20 protein-coding genes are annotated in these 21,067 nt (G+C 69.1%); 4 read left to right on the forward strand and 16 right to left on the reverse strand.

What is annotated here, in order from left to right:
* Positions 1-4: 4 nt before the first annotated feature.
* Both U1T56_RS00075 and U1T56_RS00080 read right to left on the reverse strand, forming a co-directional pair.
* The gene (locus tag U1T56_RS00075) at positions 5-1,564 is read right to left on the reverse strand and encodes a DHA2 family efflux MFS transporter permease subunit (RefSeq protein WP_418157385.1); all 1,560 of its coding nucleotides are present in this window, start codon (positions 1,562-1,564) and stop codon (positions 5-7) included.
* An 11-nt stretch (positions 1,565-1,575) separates the two neighbouring features.
* Positions 1,576-2,844 (reverse strand): HlyD family secretion protein, encoded by a 1,269-nt coding sequence (locus U1T56_RS00080; protein ID WP_418157386.1) that lies wholly within the window; start codon positions 2,842-2,844, stop codon positions 1,576-1,578.
* 143 nt (positions 2,845-2,987) lie between these two features.
* On the opposite strand from U1T56_RS00080, the gene U1T56_RS00085 reads away from it, so the two are divergent.
* Positions 2,988-3,626, forward strand: a complete 639-nt coding sequence (locus tag U1T56_RS00085) for a TetR/AcrR family transcriptional regulator (RefSeq protein ID WP_418157387.1) — start codon at positions 2,988-2,990, stop codon at positions 3,624-3,626.
* Here the strand turns inward: U1T56_RS00085 and U1T56_RS00090 are convergent.
* The 7 genes from U1T56_RS00090 to lpdA all read right to left on the reverse strand — a co-directional run bounded on the left by U1T56_RS00090 (position 3,623) and on the right by lpdA (position 10,229).
* Positions 3,623-4,762, reverse strand: a complete 1,140-nt coding sequence (locus U1T56_RS00090; protein WP_418157388.1) for an ABC transporter permease — start codon at positions 4,760-4,762, stop codon at positions 3,623-3,625. The two genes, U1T56_RS00085 and U1T56_RS00090, sit on opposite strands and share 4 nt — an antisense overlap.
* Positions 4,759-5,679, reverse strand: a complete 921-nt coding sequence (locus U1T56_RS00095; RefSeq protein ID WP_418157389.1) for an ABC transporter ATP-binding protein — start codon at positions 5,677-5,679, stop codon at positions 4,759-4,761. Before U1T56_RS00095 ends, U1T56_RS00090 begins: the two co-directional genes overlap by 4 nt.
* Before the next feature lie 12 nt (positions 5,680-5,691).
* Positions 5,692-6,636 (reverse strand): HlyD family secretion protein, encoded by a 945-nt coding sequence (locus tag U1T56_RS00100; RefSeq protein WP_418157390.1) that lies wholly within the window; start codon positions 6,634-6,636, stop codon positions 5,692-5,694.
* Entirely contained in the window at positions 6,633-7,247 is a 615-nt protein-coding gene (locus U1T56_RS00105; RefSeq protein WP_418157391.1) for a TetR/AcrR family transcriptional regulator, read from the reverse strand. Before U1T56_RS00105 ends, U1T56_RS00100 begins: the two co-directional genes overlap by 4 nt.
* A gap of 118 nt (positions 7,248-7,365) precedes the next feature.
* A complete protein-coding gene (locus U1T56_RS00110) occupies positions 7,366-7,866 on the reverse strand; it encodes a type II toxin-antitoxin system RatA family toxin (protein ID WP_418157392.1) in 501 nt (166 codons plus the stop codon).
* Between the two features lie 13 nt (positions 7,867-7,879).
* Positions 7,880-8,827 carry a lipoyl synthase gene (lipA, locus tag U1T56_RS00115; RefSeq protein WP_418157393.1) on the reverse strand — a complete coding sequence of 316 codons (948 nt, stop codon included), beginning with the start codon at positions 8,825-8,827 and terminating at the stop codon, positions 7,880-7,882.
* Positions 8,828-8,831: 4 nt separating this feature from the next.
* On the reverse strand, positions 8,832-10,229 hold the full coding sequence (lpdA, locus tag U1T56_RS00120) for a dihydrolipoyl dehydrogenase (protein ID WP_418157394.1): 1,398 nt from the start codon (positions 10,227-10,229) through the stop codon (positions 8,832-8,834).
* Positions 10,230-10,817: 588 nt separating this feature from the next.
* Here lpdA and U1T56_RS00125 point away from each other — a divergent pair.
* From U1T56_RS00125 to U1T56_RS00135, 3 genes are all read left to right on the forward strand, one after another.
* Positions 10,818-11,042: a hypothetical protein gene (locus tag U1T56_RS00125; protein WP_418157395.1), complete on the forward strand. Its 225-nt coding sequence runs from the start codon at positions 10,818-10,820 to the stop codon at positions 11,040-11,042.
* A 103-nt stretch (positions 11,043-11,145) separates the two neighbouring features.
* Positions 11,146-11,619, forward strand: coding sequence for a DUF2189 domain-containing protein (locus U1T56_RS00130; protein ID WP_471683462.1), 474 nt, complete (start codon positions 11,146-11,148; stop codon positions 11,617-11,619).
* A gap of 51 nt (positions 11,620-11,670) precedes the next feature.
* The gene (locus tag U1T56_RS00135) at positions 11,671-12,642 is read left to right on the forward strand and encodes a cation diffusion facilitator family transporter (RefSeq protein WP_418157397.1); all 972 of its coding nucleotides are present in this window, start codon (positions 11,671-11,673) and stop codon (positions 12,640-12,642) included.
* A 102-nt stretch (positions 12,643-12,744) separates the two neighbouring features.
* On the opposite strand, the gene U1T56_RS00140 is transcribed toward U1T56_RS00135, so the two are convergent.
* The 7 genes from U1T56_RS00140 to U1T56_RS00170 form a co-directional block, all read right to left on the reverse strand.
* On the reverse strand, positions 12,745-14,085 hold the full coding sequence (locus tag U1T56_RS00140) for a pyruvate dehydrogenase complex dihydrolipoamide acetyltransferase (protein WP_418157398.1): 1,341 nt from the start codon (positions 14,083-14,085) through the stop codon (positions 12,745-12,747).
* 22 nt (positions 14,086-14,107) lie between these two features.
* Positions 14,108-15,523, reverse strand: a complete 1,416-nt coding sequence (locus U1T56_RS00145) for a pyruvate dehydrogenase complex E1 component subunit beta (protein WP_418157399.1) — start codon at positions 15,521-15,523, stop codon at positions 14,108-14,110.
* 77 nt (positions 15,524-15,600) lie between these two features.
* Positions 15,601-16,620: a pyruvate dehydrogenase (acetyl-transferring) E1 component subunit alpha gene (pdhA, locus tag U1T56_RS00150; RefSeq protein ID WP_418157400.1), complete on the reverse strand. Its 1,020-nt coding sequence runs from the start codon at positions 16,618-16,620 to the stop codon at positions 15,601-15,603.
* Between the two features lie 160 nt (positions 16,621-16,780).
* On the reverse strand, positions 16,781-17,122 hold the full coding sequence (locus U1T56_RS00155) for an FtsB family cell division protein (RefSeq protein WP_418157401.1): 342 nt from the start codon (positions 17,120-17,122) through the stop codon (positions 16,781-16,783).
* Between the two features lie 19 nt (positions 17,123-17,141).
* Positions 17,142-18,425, reverse strand: a complete 1,284-nt coding sequence (eno, locus tag U1T56_RS00160; RefSeq protein WP_418157402.1) for a phosphopyruvate hydratase — start codon at positions 18,423-18,425, stop codon at positions 17,142-17,144.
* A gap of 126 nt (positions 18,426-18,551) precedes the next feature.
* Positions 18,552-19,394, reverse strand: a complete 843-nt coding sequence (gene kdsA / locus U1T56_RS00165; protein ID WP_418157403.1) for a 3-deoxy-8-phosphooctulonate synthase — start codon at positions 19,392-19,394, stop codon at positions 18,552-18,554.
* Positions 19,394-21,022: a CTP synthase gene (locus tag U1T56_RS00170; protein WP_418157826.1), complete on the reverse strand. Its 1,629-nt coding sequence runs from the start codon at positions 21,020-21,022 to the stop codon at positions 19,394-19,396. Before U1T56_RS00170 ends, kdsA begins: the two co-directional genes overlap by 1 nt.
* Between the last annotated feature and the right edge of the window lie 45 nt (positions 21,023-21,067).

Below are 21,067 nucleotides of genomic sequence, written 5' to 3' on the forward strand. Positions count from 1 at the left end.
TCGCTCAGTGGCCGCCGCCAGCGCCGCTCGCGAGCTGCGACCGCTTGATGAGGGGCGTCAGGCACGCCATCGCCACGAACAGGAAGGTGAGGATCAGGAACACGTCGGCGAACGACATCACCAGCGCCTGGGTGCGCACGAGACGTGCCAGCGTCTCGAGCGCGGCCGAGCCCGCATCCGAGCCCAGAGCCGAGAGGCTCTGGGTCAGCCCGTTCAGCCGCTCGACCGCTGTTGCGCTGCTCCACGTCACGGTCTCGTGCAGGCGTGCCAGGTGCAGGTCGAGCCGGTCGTTGAGGACGGTGTTGATGAGGGCGAGCCCCACCGCACCGCCGAGATTGCGGGTGAGGTTGAACAGGCCGGACGCGTTCTTGAGCCGGTCGGGCGGCAGCGTGCCGAGGGCGATGTTGTTAATCGGCACCATGCAGATCATGAGCGACACGCCGCGGCAGACCTGCGGCAGGAGCAGTTCCCAGAAGTCCCAGTCCTTGGTGAGGCCGGTCACGATCCAAGTACCGACGGCGAAGCCCATGAAGCCCGCTGCCATCATCACGCGTGGATCGAGAAGGCGCATGAGCCGCCCGGCCACGGGTGCCATCAGGAACATGCAGACACCGGTGACGAACATGGTCTCGCCGATCTGCAGGGCCGAGTAGCCGCGCACGCGGGCGAGGTAGAGCGGGTAGAGATAGGTCAGGCCGTAGAGGCCGATGCCCATGATGAAGCTGAAGGCGCAGCCGGCGGCGAAGTTGCGGTTCGTGAAGGCGCGTAAGTCCACGATCGGATGCTGCGTCGTGAGCACGCGCCAGAAGAAGGCGATGCCCGCGGCGAGGCCGACGCAGGTGAGCGTCAGGATCGTCCCGTCCTCGAACCAGTCGTCGGCAGGCCCCTCCTCCAGCACGTACTCGGCACAGCCCAGAAGACCCGCCATGAACAGGAGACCCCACCAGTCGAAGGTCCTGATCAGCGAGAGCTGCGGCTGGTCGAAGTCGATCAGAAGCCAGGCCGCCGCCGTCACCGCGATGCCCGGCACGATGTTGACGAGAAACAGCCAGTGCCAGGAGAAGAGGTCGGTGAGGTAGCCGCCGATCGTCGGGCCGATCGTGGGGGCGAGCGTCGCCACGAGCCCGATCACGGGCGAGATCAGGCTCTGACGCTCGCGCGGAAAGATGGTGTAGGCGGCGGCGAACACGGTCGGGATCATCCCGCCACCGATGAAACCCTGGAGTGCTCGCCAGAGGATCATCTCCTCGATCGAGGAGGAGAAGGCGCACATCAGGCTCATGAGGGTGAAGCCGCCGGCCGAGAGCGCGAACATCCAGCGGGTCGAGAGCACGCGCGAGAGCAGGCCCGAGAGCGGAATCATGATGACCTCCGCGATCAGGTAGCTCGTCTGCACCCACGAAATCTCGTCGGCACTCGCCGACAGGCCGGCCTGGATCTCGGACAGGGACGCCGAGACGATCTGGATGTCCAGGATGGCCATGAACATCCCGAACACCATGAAGACGAACGTGACCAGCCGGCGCCTGTCGATCGGCGGTGGCACCACCCCTGGAGCTGCCATGCGCATCGACCTCAGCGCTGCGCCAGCTTCTCGGACGCGGCCGGCGCGGAGCGCGTGTCCACGTCGACGACGACGGAGAGGCCCGGCCGTAAGATTCCCTCGCGCACGACCTCGGGCGCCACCGCGATCCTGACCGGCACGCGCTGGACGATCTTGGTGAAGTTGCCGGTCGCGTTCTCGGGCGGCAGCAGGCTGAACACCGAGCCCGAGGCCGGTGCTATGCTCTCGACCGTGCCCGGAACGTCGCGGTCCGGGAAGGCGTCGACGCTGATGCGGACCTTCTGGCCGGGGGCGATGCCCTCGATCTGCGTCTCCTTGAAGTTCGCGTCGACGTGGATGCTGTCGAGAGGGACGAGTGCTGCAAGCCGGGTGCCGGGCTGGACGAAAGCGCCGACCTCGATCGCCCTGTTGCCGACGATGCCGTCGATCGGCGCACGGATCACGGTGAAGGAGAGATCGCGCTCGGCCTTGGCGACCGCCGTCCTAAGCTCGCCCGCGACCCGCTCGGCCTCCATTTTCTGCGCCGCCAGCACGTCGACGTTGGCGCGCTCGGCGGCCAGCGCGGCTTCGGCGCTGCGCACCGCCGCCTCGGAGCGGTCGCGATCGGCCGTGGCCTGGTCCAGGCGCGCCCTGCTCGCGAAGTCGGCGCGGGCGAGCTGGACCTGGCGGGCATAGTCCGCCGCCGCCCGCGCGGCGTCGGCGCGCGCCGCCGCGAGCTGCGCCTCGGCGCGCGCCACCGACGCCTTGGCCGCCTCGATTTGCCGGGCGATCCTGGCGATGGTGCCGTCCTGGGTGGCGAGCTTGTCACGTGCCGCCTGCAGCGCCAGGCGGTAGTCGCCATCGTCGATGCGCGCGATCACGTCGCCGGCCTTCACGGCCTGGTTGTCCGCGACCTCGACCGAGGCGACGTAGCCCGACACCTTCGCGGCGAGAAGCGTGATGTCGGCCTGGACGTAGGCATCGTCGGTGCCCACGAGAAACCGGCCTTCGGTCCACCAGTGCCGGGCCTCGTAGCCGCCATAGCCCAGGGCGGCAGCCAGCACCGCGACGAGGACGAGCCGGCGCCACGGCCGCCGCGGCTGCGCAGGCTTGGCCGGCCCCGCCGACGGTGCGGCCGGTGCCGGGACCGATGCCGCCGGCGGGGCCGCCTTCGGCTGCGCCGGCGCGGCGCGCGCCATGGGGTGCACCCGCTCGCGCTCGGGCGTCGGTTCCGACCCGCCCGACACCTGGGCCAGGGAATCGCTGTCGAGCGCAGCCGACGAATCCTGGTCGAACGCCATGGGCGAGGACGCCTCCGGATCACGCGCCCGACCGATCGACCGAACCGTTCGGTCATCGCGGCACGCCGATTGACAAGGAGAGATGCTGGAACCTATATGTCCTAACCGAACGGTTCGGTCAATACGGCGGACGAACAGCGGACATGCAGAAACTCGATGCCTTCGAGACCGGCTGCGCCGACAGCGCCAAGCGACGCCAGGTGCTCGAGGGTGCACGGCGCGTCTTCCTGCACCAGGGCTTCGACGGTGCCAGCATGGGCGAGATCGCGAAGGCCGCGGGCGTGTCGAAGGGCACGCTCTACACCTACTTCGAAAGCAAGGAGGCGCTGTTCGAGGCGTTGACGCTGGAGGAGCGTGCCGGCCTCGCCGAGGCGCTGTTCCGGCTCGATGCCGACGATCCCGACACCCGCGCCGTGCTGCGGCGGCTGGGCAAGAGCTTCATCGCGATGATGACGCGGCCGGAGCACGTCTCCTCGGTGCGGATGGTGATCGGCGCCGCCGAGAAGTTCCCGCGCATCGGCCAAGTGTTCTTCCAGGCGGGCCCCTGCCAGGGCATCGCACGGCTCGCGGCCTATCTCGACCGGCAGGTGGCGGTGGGCCGGCTCGCGATCGCGGACACCAGCGTCGCGGCCCAGTTCTTCCTCGACCTGTGCAGCTCCGGCATCCTGAAGCGGCTGCTGTTCGCGGTCGGAACGGCCCCGGACGAGGCCGAGGTCGAGCGCCACCTCGACGAGGTGCTGCGCGTGTTCTTCGCAGCCTACGGCCCTGGGTCCGCGGCCTAATCGAGCGTGCGCTGGTAACGCGCCACGGCCAGGGTCGCGACGGCGGCGAGGAACAGGAGCAGCGGCCACAGGTTCGGCCAGGCTTCGGCGAAGCCGTTGCCCTTCAGCATGACACCGCGCACGATCCGCAAGAAATGGGTGAGGGGCAGAACCTCGCCGATCACTTGAGCCCATGCCGGCATGCCTTTGAAGGGGAACATGAAGCCGCTCATCAGGATCGAAGGCAGGAAGACGAAGAACGACATCTGCATCGCCTGGAGCTGGTTCTTCGCGAGCGTGCTGAACAGGTAGCCCATGGCGAGGTTGGCGGCGATGAAGACGAGAAGGCTCGCCGCCAGCACGGTGGTGCTGCCCAGCATCGGCACGCCGAACAGGAGCCGGGCGGCACCGACGATGATCGCGACCTGGATCAGCCCGACGCCGATGAACGGCAGGAGCTTGCCCAGCATCACCTCGAGCGGTGTCACCGGCATGGCGAGCAGGTTCTCCATGGTTCCCCGCTCGCGCTCGCGGGTGACGGCGAGGGCGGTCATGATCACCATGGTCATGGTGAGGATGGTGCCGACGAGGCCCGGCACGATGTTGTAGCTCGTGAGCCCTTCCGGGTTGTAGCGGCGGTGGACGCGCAGATCGAACGGCGGCGGACGTGGGCTCAGCTCGCCCAGCGGTCCTTTCAGGTCGTGGGCGAGTGCGGTCGTGCCGAGCGTGCCCAGGGCGGCCAGTGCGTTGCCGGCGGCGACGGGATCGGTGGCATCGGCCTCGATCAGGAGCTGCGGCCGGTCGCCCCGGATCAGTCGCCTTGCGAAGCCGGCCGGGATCGTGACCGCGAACAGCACCTCGCCGGTGTCGAGCAGCCGGTCGAGCTCCTCGCGGCTCTCGGCGATGCGCACCACGCGGTAATAGCCGGTGTTCTGGAGCGCTACGACGAAGCTGCGGCCGAGATCGCTCCGGTCATAGGACAGGACGGCCGTGGGCAGGCGCTTGGGATCGCTGTTGATGGCATAGCCGAACAGCAGCAGCTGGATCACCGGGATGCCCACCATCATGGCGAAGGTCAGCCGGTCCCGCCTCATCTGGATGAACTCCTTGAGGATCATCGCGATCAGGCGATGGAAGGAGAACAGCCGGTCGTTCATGCCGCGTCGTTCCTGGCCTCGGCCATGAGGTGGATGAAGACGTCCTCGAGCGTGGGCTCGATCCGTTCCCATGAGAGGCCACGCCCCTCGCGCCAGGGGGCGATCGCCGCCTCGAGCGCCGCCGCGTCGGTGCCGCTGGCATGGAGCGTGGCGCCGAAGGGAGCCACCATCTCGACGCCGGGCCGGCCCTGGAGCGCGCGCGCCGCCTCGTCCACCCCCCGCCCTTCCGCCTTCCAGGTCACGAGGCCCGAGCGCTCGACCACCTCGGCGATGGTGCCCTCGGCGAGCAGCCGGCCATAGGCGATGTAGGCGATGCGATGGCAGCGCTCGGCCTCGTCCATGTAGTGGGTGCTGACCAGCACGGTCATGCCGGCGGCGGCGAGGCCGTGGATCTCGTCCCAGAACTCGCGCCGAGCCTTGGGGTCGACTCCGGCCGTGGGCTCGTCGAGAAGAAGGAGCTTCGGCTCGTGCAGGATGCAGGCGGCGAGCGCCAAGCGCTGCTTCCAGCCGCCCGAGAGCGTGCCGGCGAGCTGGTCCTTGCGCCCCCTGAGCCCCAGCCGGTCCAAAGCCTGCGCCACCTGCTCGCGGCGCCGCGGCAGCGCGTAGAGGCGGGCGACGAAGTCGAGGTTCTCCTCGATGCTGAGATCCTCGTAGAGGCTGAAGCGCTGGGTCATGTAGCCGACCTGGCGCTTGATCGCCCGGGCATCCCTGACGATGTCGAGGCCGAGGCAGGTGCCGCTGCCGGCATCGGGCGTCAGCAGGCCGCAGAGCATGCGGATGGTCGTGGTCTTGCCGCTGCCGTTGGGACCGAGAAAGCCGCAGATCTGGCCCTGCTCGACCCGGATCGTGAGGCCGTCGACCACCGTGCGGCCGCCGAAGCGCTTGACCAGCCCGCGCGCGTCGATGACCGGCGCCATCGCCCCCTGTCCTCACCCGGTCCCGACGGCGACGTCGACCGGCTGGCCGGGATGGAGCACCACACCCTCGTCGGGCCAGGCCTCGACCAGGAACACGAGCTTCTCCCGGCGGCCGATGCTGTAGATCACGGGCGGGGTGAACTCGGCCTCGGGCGCTACGTAGCGCACCGTGCCGGCGAGCCCTGCGGCGCAGCCGTCGCAGCGCAGGCCCACGCGCTGGCCCACCCGAATGCCGGCCAGGGCCGTTTCCGGCACGAAGAAGCGCACCTTGACGTTCCCCGGCGGCAGGAGGCTGACCACGATCCCGCCGGCCGGCACCCACTCGCCGGGCTTCCTGAGCGTGTCCTCGACCAGGGCCGCCGCCGGAGCGCGGACGGTGCGCTGGTCGAGCTGCCAGCGGGCCTGGGCGAGTGCCGCCCGAGCGCTCTCGACGGCGGCGCTCGCGGCCGCGATCTGGTCGGCACGCGCCGGCAGGCGGGCAGCGGCGAGCTGCGCTTCCATGGCGGCGACCCTTGCCCGCGCGGCATCCGCTGCGGAGCGGGCCTGATCGAGGCGGGCCTCGGCCGCCACGTCGGAACGGGCGAGCTTCTCCTGCCGGCGCAGATCCTGCTCGGCATAAGCGGCCGTCGCCCGCGCCTGCGCCAGCTCGGCCTCGATCTCGGCGATCTCCTCCGGGCGCTTGCCCTGCTTCAGGTCGGCGAGCTGGGCCTCGGCCCGCGCCAGCCCGGCCTCGGCCTCGCGCACGGCGGCACGCTGCCTTCCGGCCTCGAGGGCGAACAGAGGCGCTCCCGCCTCTACCCGGTCGCCGCGCTGCACGGCCAGGCTCTCGACCCAGCCCGCCTCGGGGGCGGCGAGGCGCAGATACTCGCCTTCGGCATAGCCCTGCAGCCAGCGCCCGTCCTGCCGCTCGCAGGCGGCGAGCAGCAGGATCAGGAAGAGGGCGGCAACACGGCTCATGGCGCCAGGCCGCGCAGCAGAATCTCGACATGAGCCCGCAGCACCGGCGCCGGGTCGAACGGCTCGTCGCCGTAAGGGGCGAACACGGTGCGCCAGATGGCCATGAGCAGCACGGGTGCTATCACCAGCCGGGCCACGGCGTCGCTGTCTTCCGGCCGGAACTCGCCCTGCTCGACCCCCTTCCGGTGCATGGCGGCGATCAGGCCGAGGCCGCGGTCGATCACGGTCGCGCGATAGAACCGGGCGAGCTCGGGGAACTTGTAGAGCTCGCCGATCATGAGGCGCGGCAGCACCACGAGCCGCGAGTCGCGGATCATGGTCTCGAGGAGGCCCATGAGCTCGCGCAGGAGCGGTGCCACCGGCCCCTGGTGCGCAGCCGCCAGCGCCTCGGCCCGCTCGAGATTGGGGACGATGGCCGAGCGCACGAGCGCCTCGAACACCGCCTCCTTACTCGGGAAGTAGAGATAGATGGTGCCCTTGGCCGCGCCCGCGCGGGCGGCGATGTCCTCCATCCGCGCCGCGGCGAAGCCCTTCTCGGCGAAGACCTCGAGCGCCGCCTCGAGAAGCTCGGCAGGCCGGGCGTCCTTGCGGCGGCGCGGAACCGGCGACATGGCCGCCTCCGGCAACTGACTGGTCAGTCATTAAAATCGCACGGAACGCGTGCCCGGTCAAGCGGCTGCCGGAGCGGCCGCGCCACGAACGGTCAGGAGAAAGGGGAGAGCCGCAGCTTCAGCCGCGCCAGCCGCCCACGGCCGGATCGGCCATGATGTGGGCCTCGGGCGCTGCGTCCGGCTGGGTCACCGGCCGATAGAGCTGCCGGGCGCGGGCCTCGAAGGCTGCTACCATCCGGTGCACGGCCTCGTTGAACAGAAGGCCGATCAGGTTCTGCAGGATCTTCGAGCGGAACTCGAAGTCGACATAGAAGTCCACCACGCAGCCTTCTGGCGCAAGGTCGAACTTCCAGTGGTTGTTGAGGTAGCGGAACGGGCCGTTGATATACTCGACGTCGATCAGCGACTTGTCGTGTAGTGTCACCTTCGAGGTGAAGCGTTCGCGAAACACCTTGAACGCCACCACGAGGTCGGCATAGAACACGTTGCCATCGCGCTGGGTGATCCGCGCCGCCTTGCACCAGGGCAGGAACTCGGGGTAGCGGTCCACACCCGCCACGAGATCGAACATGTCCTCGGGACGATAGGGCAGGATCCGCTTCTCGGCGTGGGTCGGCATGGGGCGATGGCCTTCAGATGGCGACGAGTTCGGATGCGGCAGCAACACCCCGAGCGAGCTGCGCGTTCCGGGCTGCGCGCAGTCGGGCGAAGTCGGCCCCGGCATGGTAGGAGGAGCGGGTCAAGGGCGAGGCCGAGACCATGAGGAAGCCTTTGGCGCGCGCGGCACGGGCGTAAGACTCGAACTCGGCGGGCTCGACGAAGCGCTCGACCCGGTGGTGGCGCGGCGTCGGCTGGAGATACTGGCCGATGGTGAGGAAATCGATCTCGGCCGAGCGCATGTCGTCCATCACCTGCAGGACCTCGCGCTTCTCCTCGCCCAGGCCTACCATGATCCCGGACTTGGTGAAGATCGAGGGGTCCAGCTCCTTCACCTTCTGCAAGAGGCGCAAGGAGTGGAAGTAGCGCGCCCCCGGCCGCACGCCGCGATAGAGCCGCGGCACGGTCTCGAGATTGTGGTTGTAGACGTCGGGCCTGGCGGCGACGACCGCCTCGACCGCACCGGGCTTCCTGAGGAAGTCGGGGGTCAGAATCTCGATCGTGGTCTCCGGCCGCGCCTTGCGGATCGCCTCGATGCAGCGCACGAACTGATGCGCCCCGCCGTCGGGGAGGTCATCGCGATCCACCGAGGTGATGACCACGTGCTCGAGGCCCATCGTCACCACGACCTCGGCCAGATGCCGCGGCTCGTCGGGATCGACAGGCTTCGGCATCCCGGTCTTGACGTTGCAGAAGGCGCAGGCCCGCGTGCAGGTGTCGCCCAGGATCATCACCGTCGCGTGCTTCTGGTGCCAGCACTCGCCGATGTTGGGGCAGGCCGCCTCCTCGCAGACCGTGTGCAGCCGTTTCTCGCGCAGGAGCGCCCTCGTCTCGTGGTAGCCGGTCGAGGTCGGGGCCTTGACCCGGATCCAGGCGGGCTTCCGGGGCAGGCTCTTGCGGTCGAGGACGGTGATCGTGGTCATGGGCTCAGAAGTGGATGGCTCGGCCGTAGGCGTCAAGCGCCGCCTCGTGCATCATCTCGGACAGGGTCGGGTGCGGGTAGACGGTGTGGAAGATGTCTTCCTCGGTCGCCTCCATGGTCCGAGCCAGAACGTAGCCCTGGATCAGCTCGGTGACCTCCGCGCCGATCATGTGAGCGCCCAGAAGCTCGCCCGTCCTGGCGTCGAACACGGTCTTGACCATGCCCTCGGGCTCGCCGAGCGCTATCGCCTTGCCGTTGCCGATGAACGGGAACCTGCCGACCTTGACCTGGTAGCCCGCCTCCTTCGCCGCCTGCTCGGTCAGGCCCACGCTCGCGACCTGCGGCGTGCAGTAGGTACAGCCCGGGATCTTGGAGATGTCGAGCGGATGCACACCCTCGACCCCTGCGATTTTCTCGACGCACACCACGCCCTCGTGGCTGGCCTTGTGCGCGAGCCAGGGTGGGCCGGTCACGTCGCCGATGGCATAGACACCGGGCTCGCCGGTGCGGCCCCAAGGGTCGACCTTGATGCGGCCGCGCTCGATCTCGACGCCCGTGCCTTCGAGGCCGATATCCTCGATGTTGTGGACGATGCCCACCGCCATGATCACGCGCTCGACCGTGAGCTTCTCGCTCTTGCCGTTGCTCTCGATCGTGGCCGTGACGCTGTTCTCTCCTTTGTCGAGCGCCGTCACCGTGGCGTTGGTGCGGATCTTCATGCCGCGCTTCTCGAAGGCTTTGTGGGCGAAGGCCGAGATCTCCTCGTCCTCGACGGGGAGGATGCGCGGCAGGACCTCGACCACCGTGACCTCGGCGTTCATCGAGCGGTAGAAACTCGCGAACTCGATGCCGATCGCGCCCGAGCCGACGACGAGGAGCGACTTCGGCATGGTCTCCGGGACCATGGCCTCCTTGTAGGTCCAGACCAATTTGCCGTCGGCCTCGAGGCCCTTGAGCTGGCGCGCACGCGCGCCCGTGGCGAGCACGATGTGCTCGGCTTGAAGTGTCTCGTCGCCGCCCTTGTTGAGCCTGACGGCGAGCCTGCCCTTGCCGGCGAGCCGGCCGTGGCCGTCGAACACCGTGACCTTGTTCTTCCTGAGGAGATGACCGACGCCGCGGTTGAGCTGCTGTGCCACCGCGCGGCTGCGCTTGACCACGGCCGCCCCGTCGAAGCGAGGATTGTCGGCGGCGAGACCGTAGCTGCCGGCATGGCGGATCAGCTCGAGCACCTCGGCCGAACGCAGGAGAGCCTTGGTCGGGATGCAGCCCCAGTTCAGGCAGATGCCGCCCAGATGCTCGCGCTCGACCAGAGCCGTCTTCATGCCGAGCTGGGCGGCGCGGATCGCCGCCACGTACCCGCCGGGACCACCGCCCACGACGACCAGATCGAAGCTCTGTGCCACGGGTTTCCTCCCCCTCTCCTTGCGGCAGGCAGACCTGCCAGCAGCCGGTTGTCCGATCGAGGCGTCCTTGTCAACGTTCGAGGGTGGCGAAGGTGGCGCGAAAGCCGGGCAAAGCCCGGTCAATCCACCAACACTCGACGGCTTAGCCATTGATCCGACGGAGCTTTCTGAAATCGTTCGTGCAAATTCGCAATGCATCGATCGCCCATTCCTGCGCGGCGGCCGGAGTCGAGTCGATAAGGAAGATTATCCTAGAACATTCATCGCATCGAGCCACACGGAACGGCTACGGCGTCGCGCTCGGCGGCAGCCGATCCGGGGCGAGGCCCTGGTCGAGGTCGCAAGAGCAGGCTTCCGGCAAGGCGGCGGGCTTCGGACCCGCCTTGCGACCCGCATGCCCAGCCGCCGTGTATGCTCATCGACGGCCGAGCACGCAACGCGATGCCTTGCCGGGCGTTGATTTCGATGCGAGCGGCGCTCTGCCGGCGTGACGGAGAGAACGGGGAAGACGTCCATGGCCGAGCTGGTGACGTCGTTCGACGTGATGGTGCCGATCATCCGGCGGATCGAGCTCGGCCGGTCCCGGCTGTGGCTCGGGCGCGGCTGGCGCGATCTCGTGGCAGCCGCGGCGGCCAGCCTGACGCGTTCGGCGCCGTCTTCGCCCTTTCGGGCTGGGCGCTCACCTTCGGGTTGTGGCGGGGCGGCTTCCTCCATCCGGTCCCGCCGCTGGCGACGGGGTTCATGATCGTGGGCCCGATCCTCGCCGTCGCGTTCTACGAGGTCGGCTGCGGCTCGCCGCGGGCGAGCGGGTGAGCTTCGCCACGGCGTTCGCCGTGTTCCGGTGCAGTCCGCGGCAGATCGCGGCGATGGGCTTCATCCTGCTGCTCGTGCTCTCATCCGGCTCGGGATCGCGGCCATGATCTGCATGCTCTACCGGCGGGGCCCGACCCCGCCCTCGTTCGAGGAGCTCGTGGTCAACACCTTCCTGCGGCCGGCGAGTCTGCCCTTCCTGATCGTGGGTGTGGGTGCAGGCGGGCTGTTCGCTCCGTTCGCCTTCTCGATCGGCACCGTCTCCATCCCGATGCCGGCGGACCGGCCCAAGGTGGACACGATTACGGCCATCGTCACGAGCGGGCGCGCGGTGCAGGACAATCCGGGACCGATGCCGCTCTGGGCGGTGCTGGTCGTGGCCATCACCGGGCTCGGGCCCGCCACCGCCCATCTCGGCCTCGCCATCGTGACGGTGCCGGTGATCGGCCACGCCACCTGGCACGCCTGTCGCGATCTGGTGCCCGATCCCGCGCCGGCCGAGCTCGGCCATGCCCCGACCGCGGCCGTTCCGCCGGAGCCGGCCGGAGCACCTTCCGCCGGCGAGCCACGGGCGCGCTGACGTGGCCGCCCGCGTTTCCTCGCGGCCGCGCTTCCAAAGCCGGAGGCGGGCATGACGGCAAAGGCGGGATCGAGGAAGGTCGTCTATGCCGCCCTCCTCGGCAATCTCCTGATCGCGCTCACCAAGCTCGGAGCGGCGGCCTTCACCGGCAGCTCGGCCATGCTGAGCGAGGGCGTGCATTCGCTCGTGGATACCGGCAACGAGCTCCTGCTCCTTCACGGACTGAAGCGCGCGGCGCGCCCGCCGGACCGTACGCACCCGCTGGGCCACGGGCGCGAGATCTATTTCTGGTGCTTCATCGTCGCGCTCCTCGTGTTCGCGCTGGGGGCGGGAGTCTCGTTCTACGAGGGCGTGGCGCACATCCGCCGACCCGAGCCGATCGAGAACGGCACCGCGAACTACGTCGTCCTCGGCCTCTCGTTCCTGTTCGAGGGCGGGTCGTGGTGGACGGCGTTCAAGGAGCTGCGTGCGACCAAGGGCCGGCTCGGCTACATCGCCGCCGTGCGCCAGAGCAAAGACCCCACGACCTTCACCGTGCTGCTCGAGGACAGCGCGGCGCTTCTCGGCCTCGGCATCGCGCTCGCCGGCATCGCGACAGCACAGGCGTTCGACGCACCCGTGCTCGACGGGACCGCCTCGCTCGGGATCGGGCTCGTGCTGGCGGCGACGGCGCTGTTCCTCGCCCGCGAGAGCAAGGGTCTCCTCATCGGCGAGCCGGCCCGCCCCGAGCTGCAGGCGGCCGTGCTGCGGATCGCGGGCGAGGACCCGGCGGTGCAGCGCGCCAACGGCGTGATCACGGTGCATCTCGGCCCGGACCAGATCGTGGCGGCGCTCAGCCTCGAGTTCGAGGACCGGCTGACGAGTCCCGAGATCGAGGCCTGCGTGACCCGGATCGAGGAGCGGATCCGCAAGGCGCATCCCGAGATCACGGTCCTGTTCGTCAAGCCGCAGATCGCGGGCACATGGGAGCGGCGCCGGCGACGCATCGAGGGGGCGGTCGACGATCCGGCGGCCGCGGGCTGAGGCGACCCGTTGGCCGACGCATGCCCCCTCCCCCCGCGGCAAGGCAGAGGAAGGGCCGGCCTGCGCCCCAGGCTCCACGGGCCGGGCGGCGCGGGCTCGCGATCAGAGGAGAAGGGCCAGCGGATCCTCGATCAGCTTCTTGAACTCGGCCAGGAACTGGGCGCCCAAGGCGCCGTCGACCACGCGATGGTCGACCGAGAGCGTCACGGTCATGACGGTCGCGATCTGGAGCGAATCGTTCCTGACCACGGGCCGCTTCTCGCCGGCACCCACGGCCAGAATGCAGGCCTGGGGCGGGTTGATGACGGCCTGGAAGTCCTTGATGCCGTACATGCCGAGATTGCTGATCGAGAAGCCGCCGCCCTGGAACTCTTCGGGCTTGAGCTTGCCCTCCTTGGCACGCTTGGCGAGATCCTTCATCTCGTTCGAGATGGTGGAAAGACCCTTCTGATCGGCCTTCCGGACGATCGGCGTGATCAGCCCGCCCTCGATCGCGACCGCCACCGAGATGTCGATGTCCTTGTACTGGTAGACTTTGTCACCGCCCCAGGATGCGTTCACCCCCGGCACCTTGCGCATGGCGAGGGCCACGGCCTTGATGACGAAGTCGTTGACCGAGAGCTTGTAGTCCGCGCCCTCGCGGGCGTTGAGCTGGGTGCGCATGGCAAGGAGCGCATCGAGCTCGCAGTCGATCGCCAGGTAGAAATGCGGGATGTCGCGCTTCGCCTCGGTGAGGCGCCGGGCGATGACCTTCCGCATGTTGGAGAGCGGGATCTCCTCGAAGGCAGCGCCGGGAATCGGACCCGGGGCGGCGGCCGGCGCTGGCGCCGGTGCGGCGGGAGCGGGCGCCGGCGCGGGCCGCGCCTCGGGCGCTGCGGCGACAGGACGAGGCGCCTTCATGGCGGCCTCGACGTCGGCCTTGACGATGCGGCCATGCGGCCCGGTGCCCTTCACCTGCCGCAGGTCGAGCCCGGCCTCGCGGGCGAGGCGCTTCGCGAGCGGGCTCGCGAAAATGCGCCCGCCGGCCTCGGCCGCCTCGGCGCGGCCGGCTTCCGGCTTCGCCGGCTCGCGGGGCGCTCCGCCCGGCGCCGGGGGCGGTGCGGCGGGCTGCCGTGCCGCCTCGGCCCGGGCGGGCCCGGCCTCGCCATCGGCCTTGCCGGCGGCGGGTGCCGCTGCCCCCTCGAGCGCACTTTCGTCCTCGCCCTCCTCGAGGAGGAGTGCGATCGGCTCGTTGACCTTCACCCCTTCGGTCCCGGCCGGGACCAGGATCTTGCCCAAGGTGCCCTCGTCGACCGCCTCGACCTCCATCGTCGCCTTGTCGGTCTCGATCTCGGCGATCACGTCGCCCGCCTTGACCGGATCGCCCTCGTTCTTCACCCAGCGCGCCAGGTTGCCCTCGGTCATGGTCGGCGACAAAGCCGGCATCAGGATCTTGATCGGCATGTTTCCTCCCCCTGGGCCGGCGTCAGGAGCGGTAGCAGACGGCTTTCGCCGCCGCCACGACGTCGTCCACCTGCGGCAGGGCCAGACGCTCGAGGTTGGCGGCATAAGGCATCGGCACGTCCTTGCCGGTGACCCGCACCACGGGCGCGTCCAGCCAGTCGAAGGCCTGCTCCATCATGATGGCCGCGATCTCGGCGCCGAAGCCGCACTGCGGCCAGCCCTCCTCGACCGAGACGATGCGGTTGGTCTTCTTGACCGATTCCACGATGGTCTCGACGTCGAGCGGGCGCAGCGTCCTGAGATCGATCACCTCGGCCTCGATGCCCTCCTCGGCGAGCTTCTCGGCCGCCTTCAGCGCGCGATCGACCATGAGGGAGAAGGCGGTGATGGTGACGTGGCTGCCCTCGCGCAGGATGCTGGCCTTGCCGATCGGCAGCACGAAGTCGTCGAGCTTCGGCACGTCGAAGCTCTGGCCGTAGAGCACCTCGTTCTCGAGGAACACGACCGGGTTGGGGTCGCGGATCGCGGCCTTGAGCAGGCCCTTGGCGTCGGCGGCACTGTAGGGGGCGATCACCTTGAGGCCGGGGCAGTGCGCGTACCAGGAGCCATATTCCTGGCTGTGCTGGGCGGCGACGCGCGCGGCGGCGCCGTTGGGCCCGCGGAACACGATCGGGCAGCCGATCTCGCCGCCGGCCATGTAGCGGGTCTTCGCGGCCGAGTTGATGATGTGGTCGATCGCCTGCATGGCGAAGTTCCACGTCATGAACTCGACGATGGGCTTGAGGCCCGCCATGGCGGCGCCCACGCCGAGGCCGGCGAAGCCGTACTCCGTGATCGGCGTGTCGATCACGCGCCTGGGGCCGAACTCGTCGAGCAGGCCCTGGCTGACCTTGTAGGCACCTTGATACTCCGCGACCTCCTCGCCCATGAGGAACACGTCGGGATCGCGGCGCATCTCCTCGGCCATGGCATCGCGCAGGGCCTCGCGCACGGTCTGGCGCACCATCTCGGTACCGGTCGGGATCTCGGGCTCGCGGGCGCGGCGCACCTTCTGCGGCATCGCCGGGCTCTCGGCCGCAGGCTTCTTCTCGCCCATGGCGGTGTCGGCGTCGGGCTTGCGGATGGCGGCACCCTGCTCCACCTGGGTCGCAGCCTCCCTGGCCGGAACGGCCTGATCGAGGGCGCTTTCGTCCTCGCCCTCGGCGAGCAGCATGGCGATCGGCGTGTTGACGGCGACACCCTCGGTCCCGGCCGGGACCAGGATCTTGCCCAAGGTGCCCTCGTCGACCGCCTCGACCTCCATCGTCGCCTTGTCGGTCTCGATCTCGGCGATCACGTCGCCCGCCTTGACCGGATCGCCCTCGTTCTTCACCCAGCGCGCCAGGTTGCCCTCGGTCATGGTCGGCGACAAAGCCGGCATCAAAATCGGGGTCGGCATTCTCGTCTCCCTGTCGGCGCAGCCAGCCTTCCATCCGACGGAGCCGGCCGCCCGCATCCTCGTCTTCGTCGCTGCCCTCAGGCTTCCACCAGCACGTCCGTCCAGAGCTCGGCCGGATCGGGCTCGGGGCTGTCCTGGGCGAAGCGCGCGGCCTCGTTGACGATGTCGCGGATCTCCTTGTCGATCCGCTTGAACGCGTCCTCCTGGGCGAGCCCGTGCTCGGCCATGACCCGGCGCAGATTCTCGATCGGATCGTGGCGCTCCCGCATCTCCTGCACCTCCTCCTTGGTGCGGTACTTGGCGGGATCCGACATGGAGTGGCCGCGATAGCGGTAGGTCATGGCCTCGAGGATGACGGGGCCCTGACCGTTGCGGACCTGCTCGACGAGCTCTTGTGCCTTGGCGTGGACGGCGATCACATCCATGCCATCGACCTGGTGGCCGGGAATGCCGTAAGCCTCACCGCGGTCGCACAAGCGCCTGCCGGCGGCCGCGCGTGCCTGGGCCGTGCCCATGGCGTAGCGATTGTTCTCGATGACGTAGAGCACCGGCAGCTTCCAGAGCGCTGCCATGTTGAAGCTCTCGTAGACCTGACCCTGGTTCACCGCCCCGTCGCCCATGTAGGCGACGCAGATGCCGCCGTCGCCGCGGTACCGATGCGCGAAGGCGAGGCCGGTGCCGAGCGGGATCTGGGCGCCGACGATGCCGTGGCCGCCGTAGAAGCCCTGGGCAGGAGCGAACATGTGCATCGAGCCGCCCTTGCCCTTGGAGTAGCCCGTGACCCGGCCGGTGAGCTCGGCCATGACCCGCCTCGGGTCCATGCCGCAGACCAGCATGTGGCCGTGGTCGCGGTAGCCGGTGATGACGCTGTCGCCTTGCTTCAGCGCGTGCTGGATGCCGACCGCGACGGCCTCTTGGCCGATATAGAGATGGCAGAAGCCGCCGATCAGACCCATGCCGTAGAGCTGGCCGGCCTTCTCCTCGAAGCGGCGGATCAGCAGCATCTCGCGATAATAGCCGAGCAGCTCGTCGGCGCTGGGCAGGGGTGCCGCACCCTTGTCCTGATCGACGGCCTTCGCGGACGTTCGTGCTGCCATCGGGCCCTCTCCTCCCTTGTCCGTTCGCGCGCTGCGATGCAGCGCAAGCGACGCCACCGACCGACGGAGGCGCCGTTTCCTGGCCTCGCTTGCTGTTTACACGCTTTTCCCGCAGCGCCAAGCACGGCGCCTGCACGGCCACGCCCGCCTAATGCAGAGGTCAGCCGGAAGTTCCCGGCTGCTTGTCGTCGTGGCGCAGGATGATGACCTCATTGGGCTTCACGTAACCGAGCTTCCTCAGTTCCTCCTCGAGGAGGTCGCGGTCGATCGAGTCCTGCTGGAAGGCCTGGATCTGGCGCTGAAGCTCGGCGCGCTCCGCCCGGAGCTTCGCGAGCTCCTGGCGCGCCGCCTCGAGATCGCGGCTCGTGTCGATCCAGGCCAGAAGGCCGCGATGACCGTGCAGCGCGTGGTAGCCGAAATAGACGAGGACGGCCGTGACCAGGACGGCGAGCCAGCGGCCCCTGAGCTGGTGCTTCAGCACCTCGAGCAGTGTCGCGACCATCCTCCTCCTTCCGGCGTCCTCAGCCGCGCGCGAGACCCGAGCGCCCGGCGTAGATGGCTCCGCCGCCGAGCTGCTGCTCGATCCTCAAGAGCTGGTTATACTTCGCGAGACGGTCGGAACGCGAGAGCGAACCGGTCTTGATCTGGCCGCAGTTGGTGGCGACGGCGAGATCGGCGATGGTGCTGTCCTCGGTCTCGCCGGAGCGATGCGAGATGATCGAGGCGTAGCCGCAGGAGGTGGCGAGCTGGATCGCCTCCAGGGTCTCGGTCAGCGTGCCGATCTGGTTGACCTTGATCAGGATGGCGTTCGCCACCCCCTGCTCGATGCCCTCGGCCAGGATCGCGGGGTTGGTCACGAACAGATCGTCGCCCACGAGCTGGACCTCGTCGCCGAGCGTCTCGGTGAGGAGCTTCCAGCCGTCCCAGTCGCCCTCAGCCATGCCGTCCTCGATCGAGACGATCGGGAACTTCTCGCACAAGGACTCGAGCCAGCGCACCATGCCTTCGGCATCGAGCTCGCGGCCTTCGCCCGCGAGCCGGTACTTGCCGCCTTCGAAGAACTCGCTCGACGCCACGTCGAGGGCGAGCAGCACGTCGTCGCCGAGCTTGTAGCCGGCGGCTTCCACGCTCCTCTCGATGAAGGCCAGCGCCTGCTCCGTATCGACGTTGGGGGCGAAGCCGCCTTCGTCGCCGACGGCGGTGCTGTGGCCCGCGTCCTTGAGCTGCTTCTTCAGGCTGTGGAAGATCTCCGTGCCCATGCGCAGCGCGTCGCCGAACGTGTCCGCGCCCACGGGCAGGATCATGAATTCCTGGATGTCGAGCGGGTTGTCGGCGTGCGCCCCGCCATTGATGATGTTCATGAGCGGGGTCGGCAGGATGCGGGCACCCACACCGCCGAGATAGCGGTAGAGCGGCAGCCCGGTCGCGACCGCGGCGGCGCGCGCCGCGGCGAGGCTCACGGCGAGGATGGCGTTGGCGCCGAGGCGGCTCTTGTTCTCGGTGCCGTCGAGCTCGATCATCGCGGCATCGAGGCCGGTCTGGTTGAGTGCGTCGAAGCCCGTCACGGCGTCCGCGATCTCGCCGTTGATGGCCTCGACCGCCTTGGTGACCCCCTTGCCGAGATAGCGCCCCTTGTCGCCATCGCGAAGCTCGATGGCCTCGCGCGAGCCGGTCGAAGCGCCGGACGGCACGGCAGCGCGGCCCGAAGCACCACTCTCGAGGATGACATCGGCCTCGACGGTCGGGTTGCCGCGGCTGTCCAGGATCTCGCGCCCGCGGATCGAGACGATCTCGGTGTCGCCCATAGCTACTCCCCTTTCCTCACGTTCAAGCATCCTCCGACCGGCTCGCGGGCGTTCATGGTACCAAGCGTTCCTGGTACCAGGTACCAGGAACGGGCGTTAACGTCCCCCGTACCGCCTCGGGCAGGCTCAGAGTGCGACCGGCGGCTGCGCCTTCGCCAAGGCATCGAAGCGCTGCAGGTCGGCCAGAAGCTCGCCCATCCGGGCGAGCGGCACCATGTTGGGGCCGTCGCTCAAGGCCCGCTCGGGAGCGTCGTGCGTCTCGATGAACACGGCGGCGACGCCGATCGCGACCGCGGCCCGGGCCAGCACCGGCACGTGCTCGCGCTGGCCGCCGCTCCGGCCGCCGAGGCCTCCCGGCTGCTGCACGGAATGGGTGGCGTCGAACACGACGGGCCAGCCCGTGGCCGCGAGCTGCGGCAGGGCCCGCATGTCCGAGACCAGCGTGTTGTAGCCGAAGCTCGCCCCGCGCTCGCAGACCAGGATCCGCTCGCAGCCGAAGCCCTCGAGCTTCGCCGTCACCTGGCTCATGTCCCAGGGTGCGAGGAACTGCCCTTTCTTGACGTTGACGGCACGGCCGGTCTCGGCGGCAGCGCGCAGGAGATCGGTCTGACGGCAGAGGAAGGCCGGGATCTGGAGCACGTCCACGACCTCAGCCACCGGCTCGCACTGCCAGCTCTCGTGGACGTCGGTGAGGATCGGCAGGCCCGTCCTCTCCTTGATCTCGGCCAGGATCTCGAGCCCGCGCTCGAGGCCGACGCCCCGAGCGCTCGATCCGCTCGTCCGGTTGGCCTTGTCGAACGAGCTCTTGAAGACGAGCGGGATGCCGAGCGCATCGGTGAGCCGCTTCAGCTCGTCCGCCATCATCAGCGCGTGCTCGCGGCTCTCGATGGCGCAGGGGCCCGCGATCAGGGCGAGCGGCAGCCGGTTGCCGATCTCCACGCTGCCCACACGAACGGTACGGCTCGTCATCACACCAGCCTCGATTGTTCCACCGCCGCGCGGATGAAGGCGGCGAACAGCGGATGCGGCGCGAACGGCCGCGACTTGAGCTCCGGATGGAACTGCACCCCGATGAACCAAGGATGGCCACGGAGCTCGACGATCTCGGGCAGCCGCCCGTCGGGCGACATGCCGGAGAAGCGCAGGCCCGCCTTCTCGAGCACGGGCCGGTAGTTGATGTTGACCTCGTAGCGGTGGCGATGGCGCTCCGAGATCGCCTCGGCCCCGTAGACCGCGGCGGCGAGGCTGCCGGGCTCGAGCACGCAAGGATAAGCGCCGAGCCGCATGGTGCCGCCGAGATTGTCGCCGGCGGCCCGGCGCTGGACCGTCCCGTCCTGCTCCCACTCGGTCATGAGGCCGACGATCGGATGGGCGCAAGGGCCGAACTCGGTGGACGAAGCGCCCTCGAGCCCGGCGAGGTTGCGCGCGGCCTCGACGCAGGCGAGCTGCATGCCGAAGCAGATGCCCAAGAACGGTAGGCGCTTCTCGCGGGCGAAGGTGACGGCCGCGATCTTACCTTCCGCCCCGCGCTCGCCGAACCCGCCCGGCACCAGCACGGCGTTCATGCCGTGCAGCCGGTCGGTGCTGTCCGAGTGCGCGAACTCCTCGGCATCGATCCAGTGCAGGTTCACCCGCACGTTGTTGGCGATGCCGCCGTGAACCAGGGCCTCGTTGAGCGACTTGTAAGCGTCGAACAGGCCCGTGTACTTGCCGACCACCGCGACCGACACCTCGCCCTCGGGGCGGTGCACGCGGCTCACGGTCTCGTGCCAGGGGGCGAGATCCGGCGGCGGCTCGGCCGGCAGGCCCAGCACCTCGAGGAGCTGGGTGTCGAGCCCTTCCTCGTGGTAGCGGATCGGCACTTCGTAGATCGAATCGCAGTCGAGCGCGGGAATCACTGCCTCGGGGCGCACCGAGCACTGGAGCGCTATCTTGCGGCGCGCATCCTCGGGGATCGGCCGGTCGGCGCGGCAGAGCAGGATGTCGGGCTGGATGCCGATGGCGCGAAGGGCCGCAACCGAGTGCTGGGTCGGCTTGGTCTTGAGCTCCTTCGCGGAAGGAATCCAAGGTACCAGCGTCACGTGGATGAAGCAGCACTGCTGCCGCTCGCGCTCGAGCGCGAACTGGCGGATCGCCTCGAAGAACGGCAGGCCCTCGATGTCGCCGACCGTGCCGCCGATCTCGCAGATGACGATGTCGGCGTCCCTGGTGTCGTTGCGGATGAACTCCTTGATGGCGTTGGTTACGTGCGGGATCACCTGCACCGTGCCGCCGAGATAGTCGCCGTGGCGCTCGCGGGTCAGCACGGTCCAGTAGATCCGCCCGGCCGAGACCGAGTCGGAGGCGCGCGCCGGCACGCCCGTGAAACGCTCGTAATGGCCGAGGTCGAGGTCGGTCTCGGCCCCGTCGTCGGTCACGAACACCTCGCCGTGCTGGTAGGGCGACATGGTGCCGGGGTCGACGTTGAGATAGGGATCGAGCTTGCGCAGCCGGACACGATAGCCGCGGAGCTGCAGGAGCGAGCCCAGCGCCGCCGCCGCGAGGCCTTTGCCCAGGGACGAGACGACACCGCCGGTTATGAAGACGTACCGCGTCATCATGCACCAATAACGGCCGATACCGCTCCCCCGAGCAGGTCTCTC

This window comes from Benzoatithermus flavus (assembly GCF_037908215.1).
Classification (GTDB): Bacteria; Pseudomonadota; Alphaproteobacteria; order Geminicoccales; family Geminicoccaceae; genus Benzoatithermus; species Benzoatithermus flavus.

Bases quoted from the DNA above. Each gene is read 5' to 3' on its own strand.
- U1T56_RS00145 (WP_418157399.1), bottom strand. From the start codon at position 15,523: ATGCCGACCCCGATTTTGATGCCGGCTTTGTCGCCGACCATGACCGAG.
- U1T56_RS00105 (WP_418157391.1), bottom strand. From the start codon at position 7,247: ATGTCGCCGGTTCCGCGCCGCCGCAAGGACGCCCGGCCTGCCGAGCTT.
- U1T56_RS00095 (WP_418157389.1), bottom strand. From the start codon at position 5,679: ATGGCGCCGGTCATCGACGCGCGCGGGCTGGTCAAGCGCTTCGGCGGC.
- U1T56_RS00110 (WP_418157392.1), bottom strand. From the start codon at position 7,866: ATGCCGACCCACGCCGAGAAGCGGATCCTGCCCTATCGTCCCGAGGAC.
- U1T56_RS00100 (WP_418157390.1), bottom strand. From the start codon at position 6,636: ATGAGCCGTGTTGCCGCCCTCTTCCTGATCCTGCTGCTCGCCGCCTGC.
- U1T56_RS00075 (WP_418157385.1), bottom strand. From the start codon at position 1,564: ATGGCAGCTCCAGGGGTGGTGCCACCGCCGATCGACAGGCGCCGGCTG.
- eno (WP_418157402.1), bottom strand. From the start codon at position 18,425: ATGGGCGACACCGAGATCGTCTCGATCCGCGGGCGCGAGATCCTGGAC.
- pdhA (WP_418157400.1), bottom strand. From the start codon at position 16,620: ATGGCAGCACGAACGTCCGCGAAGGCCGTCGATCAGGACAAGGGTGCG.
- U1T56_RS00155 (WP_418157401.1), bottom strand. From the start codon at position 17,122: ATGGTCGCGACACTGCTCGAGGTGCTGAAGCACCAGCTCAGGGGCCGC.
- kdsA (WP_418157403.1), bottom strand. From the start codon at position 19,394: ATGACGAGCCGTACCGTTCGTGTGGGCAGCGTGGAGATCGGCAACCGG.
- U1T56_RS00080 (WP_418157386.1), bottom strand. From the start codon at position 2,844: ATGGCGTTCGACCAGGATTCGTCGGCTGCGCTCGACAGCGATTCCCTG.
- U1T56_RS00090 (WP_418157388.1), bottom strand. From the start codon at position 4,762: ATGAACGACCGGCTGTTCTCCTTCCATCGCCTGATCGCGATGATCCTC.
- U1T56_RS00140 (WP_418157398.1), bottom strand. From the start codon at position 14,085: ATGCCGATCAAGATCCTGATGCCGGCTTTGTCGCCGACCATGACCGAG.
- U1T56_RS00170 (WP_418157826.1), bottom strand. From the start codon at position 21,022: ATGACGCGGTACGTCTTCATAACCGGCGGTGTCGTCTCGTCCCTGGGC.
- U1T56_RS00085 (WP_418157387.1), top strand. From the start codon at position 2,988: ATGCAGAAACTCGATGCCTTCGAGACCGGCTGCGCCGACAGCGCCAAG.
- U1T56_RS00130 (WP_471683462.1), top strand. From the start codon at position 11,146: ATGATCTGCATGCTCTACCGGCGGGGCCCGACCCCGCCCTCGTTCGAG.
- lipA (WP_418157393.1), bottom strand. From the start codon at position 8,827: ATGACCACGATCACCGTCCTCGACCGCAAGAGCCTGCCCCGGAAGCCC.
- U1T56_RS00135 (WP_418157397.1), top strand. From the start codon at position 11,671: ATGACGGCAAAGGCGGGATCGAGGAAGGTCGTCTATGCCGCCCTCCTC.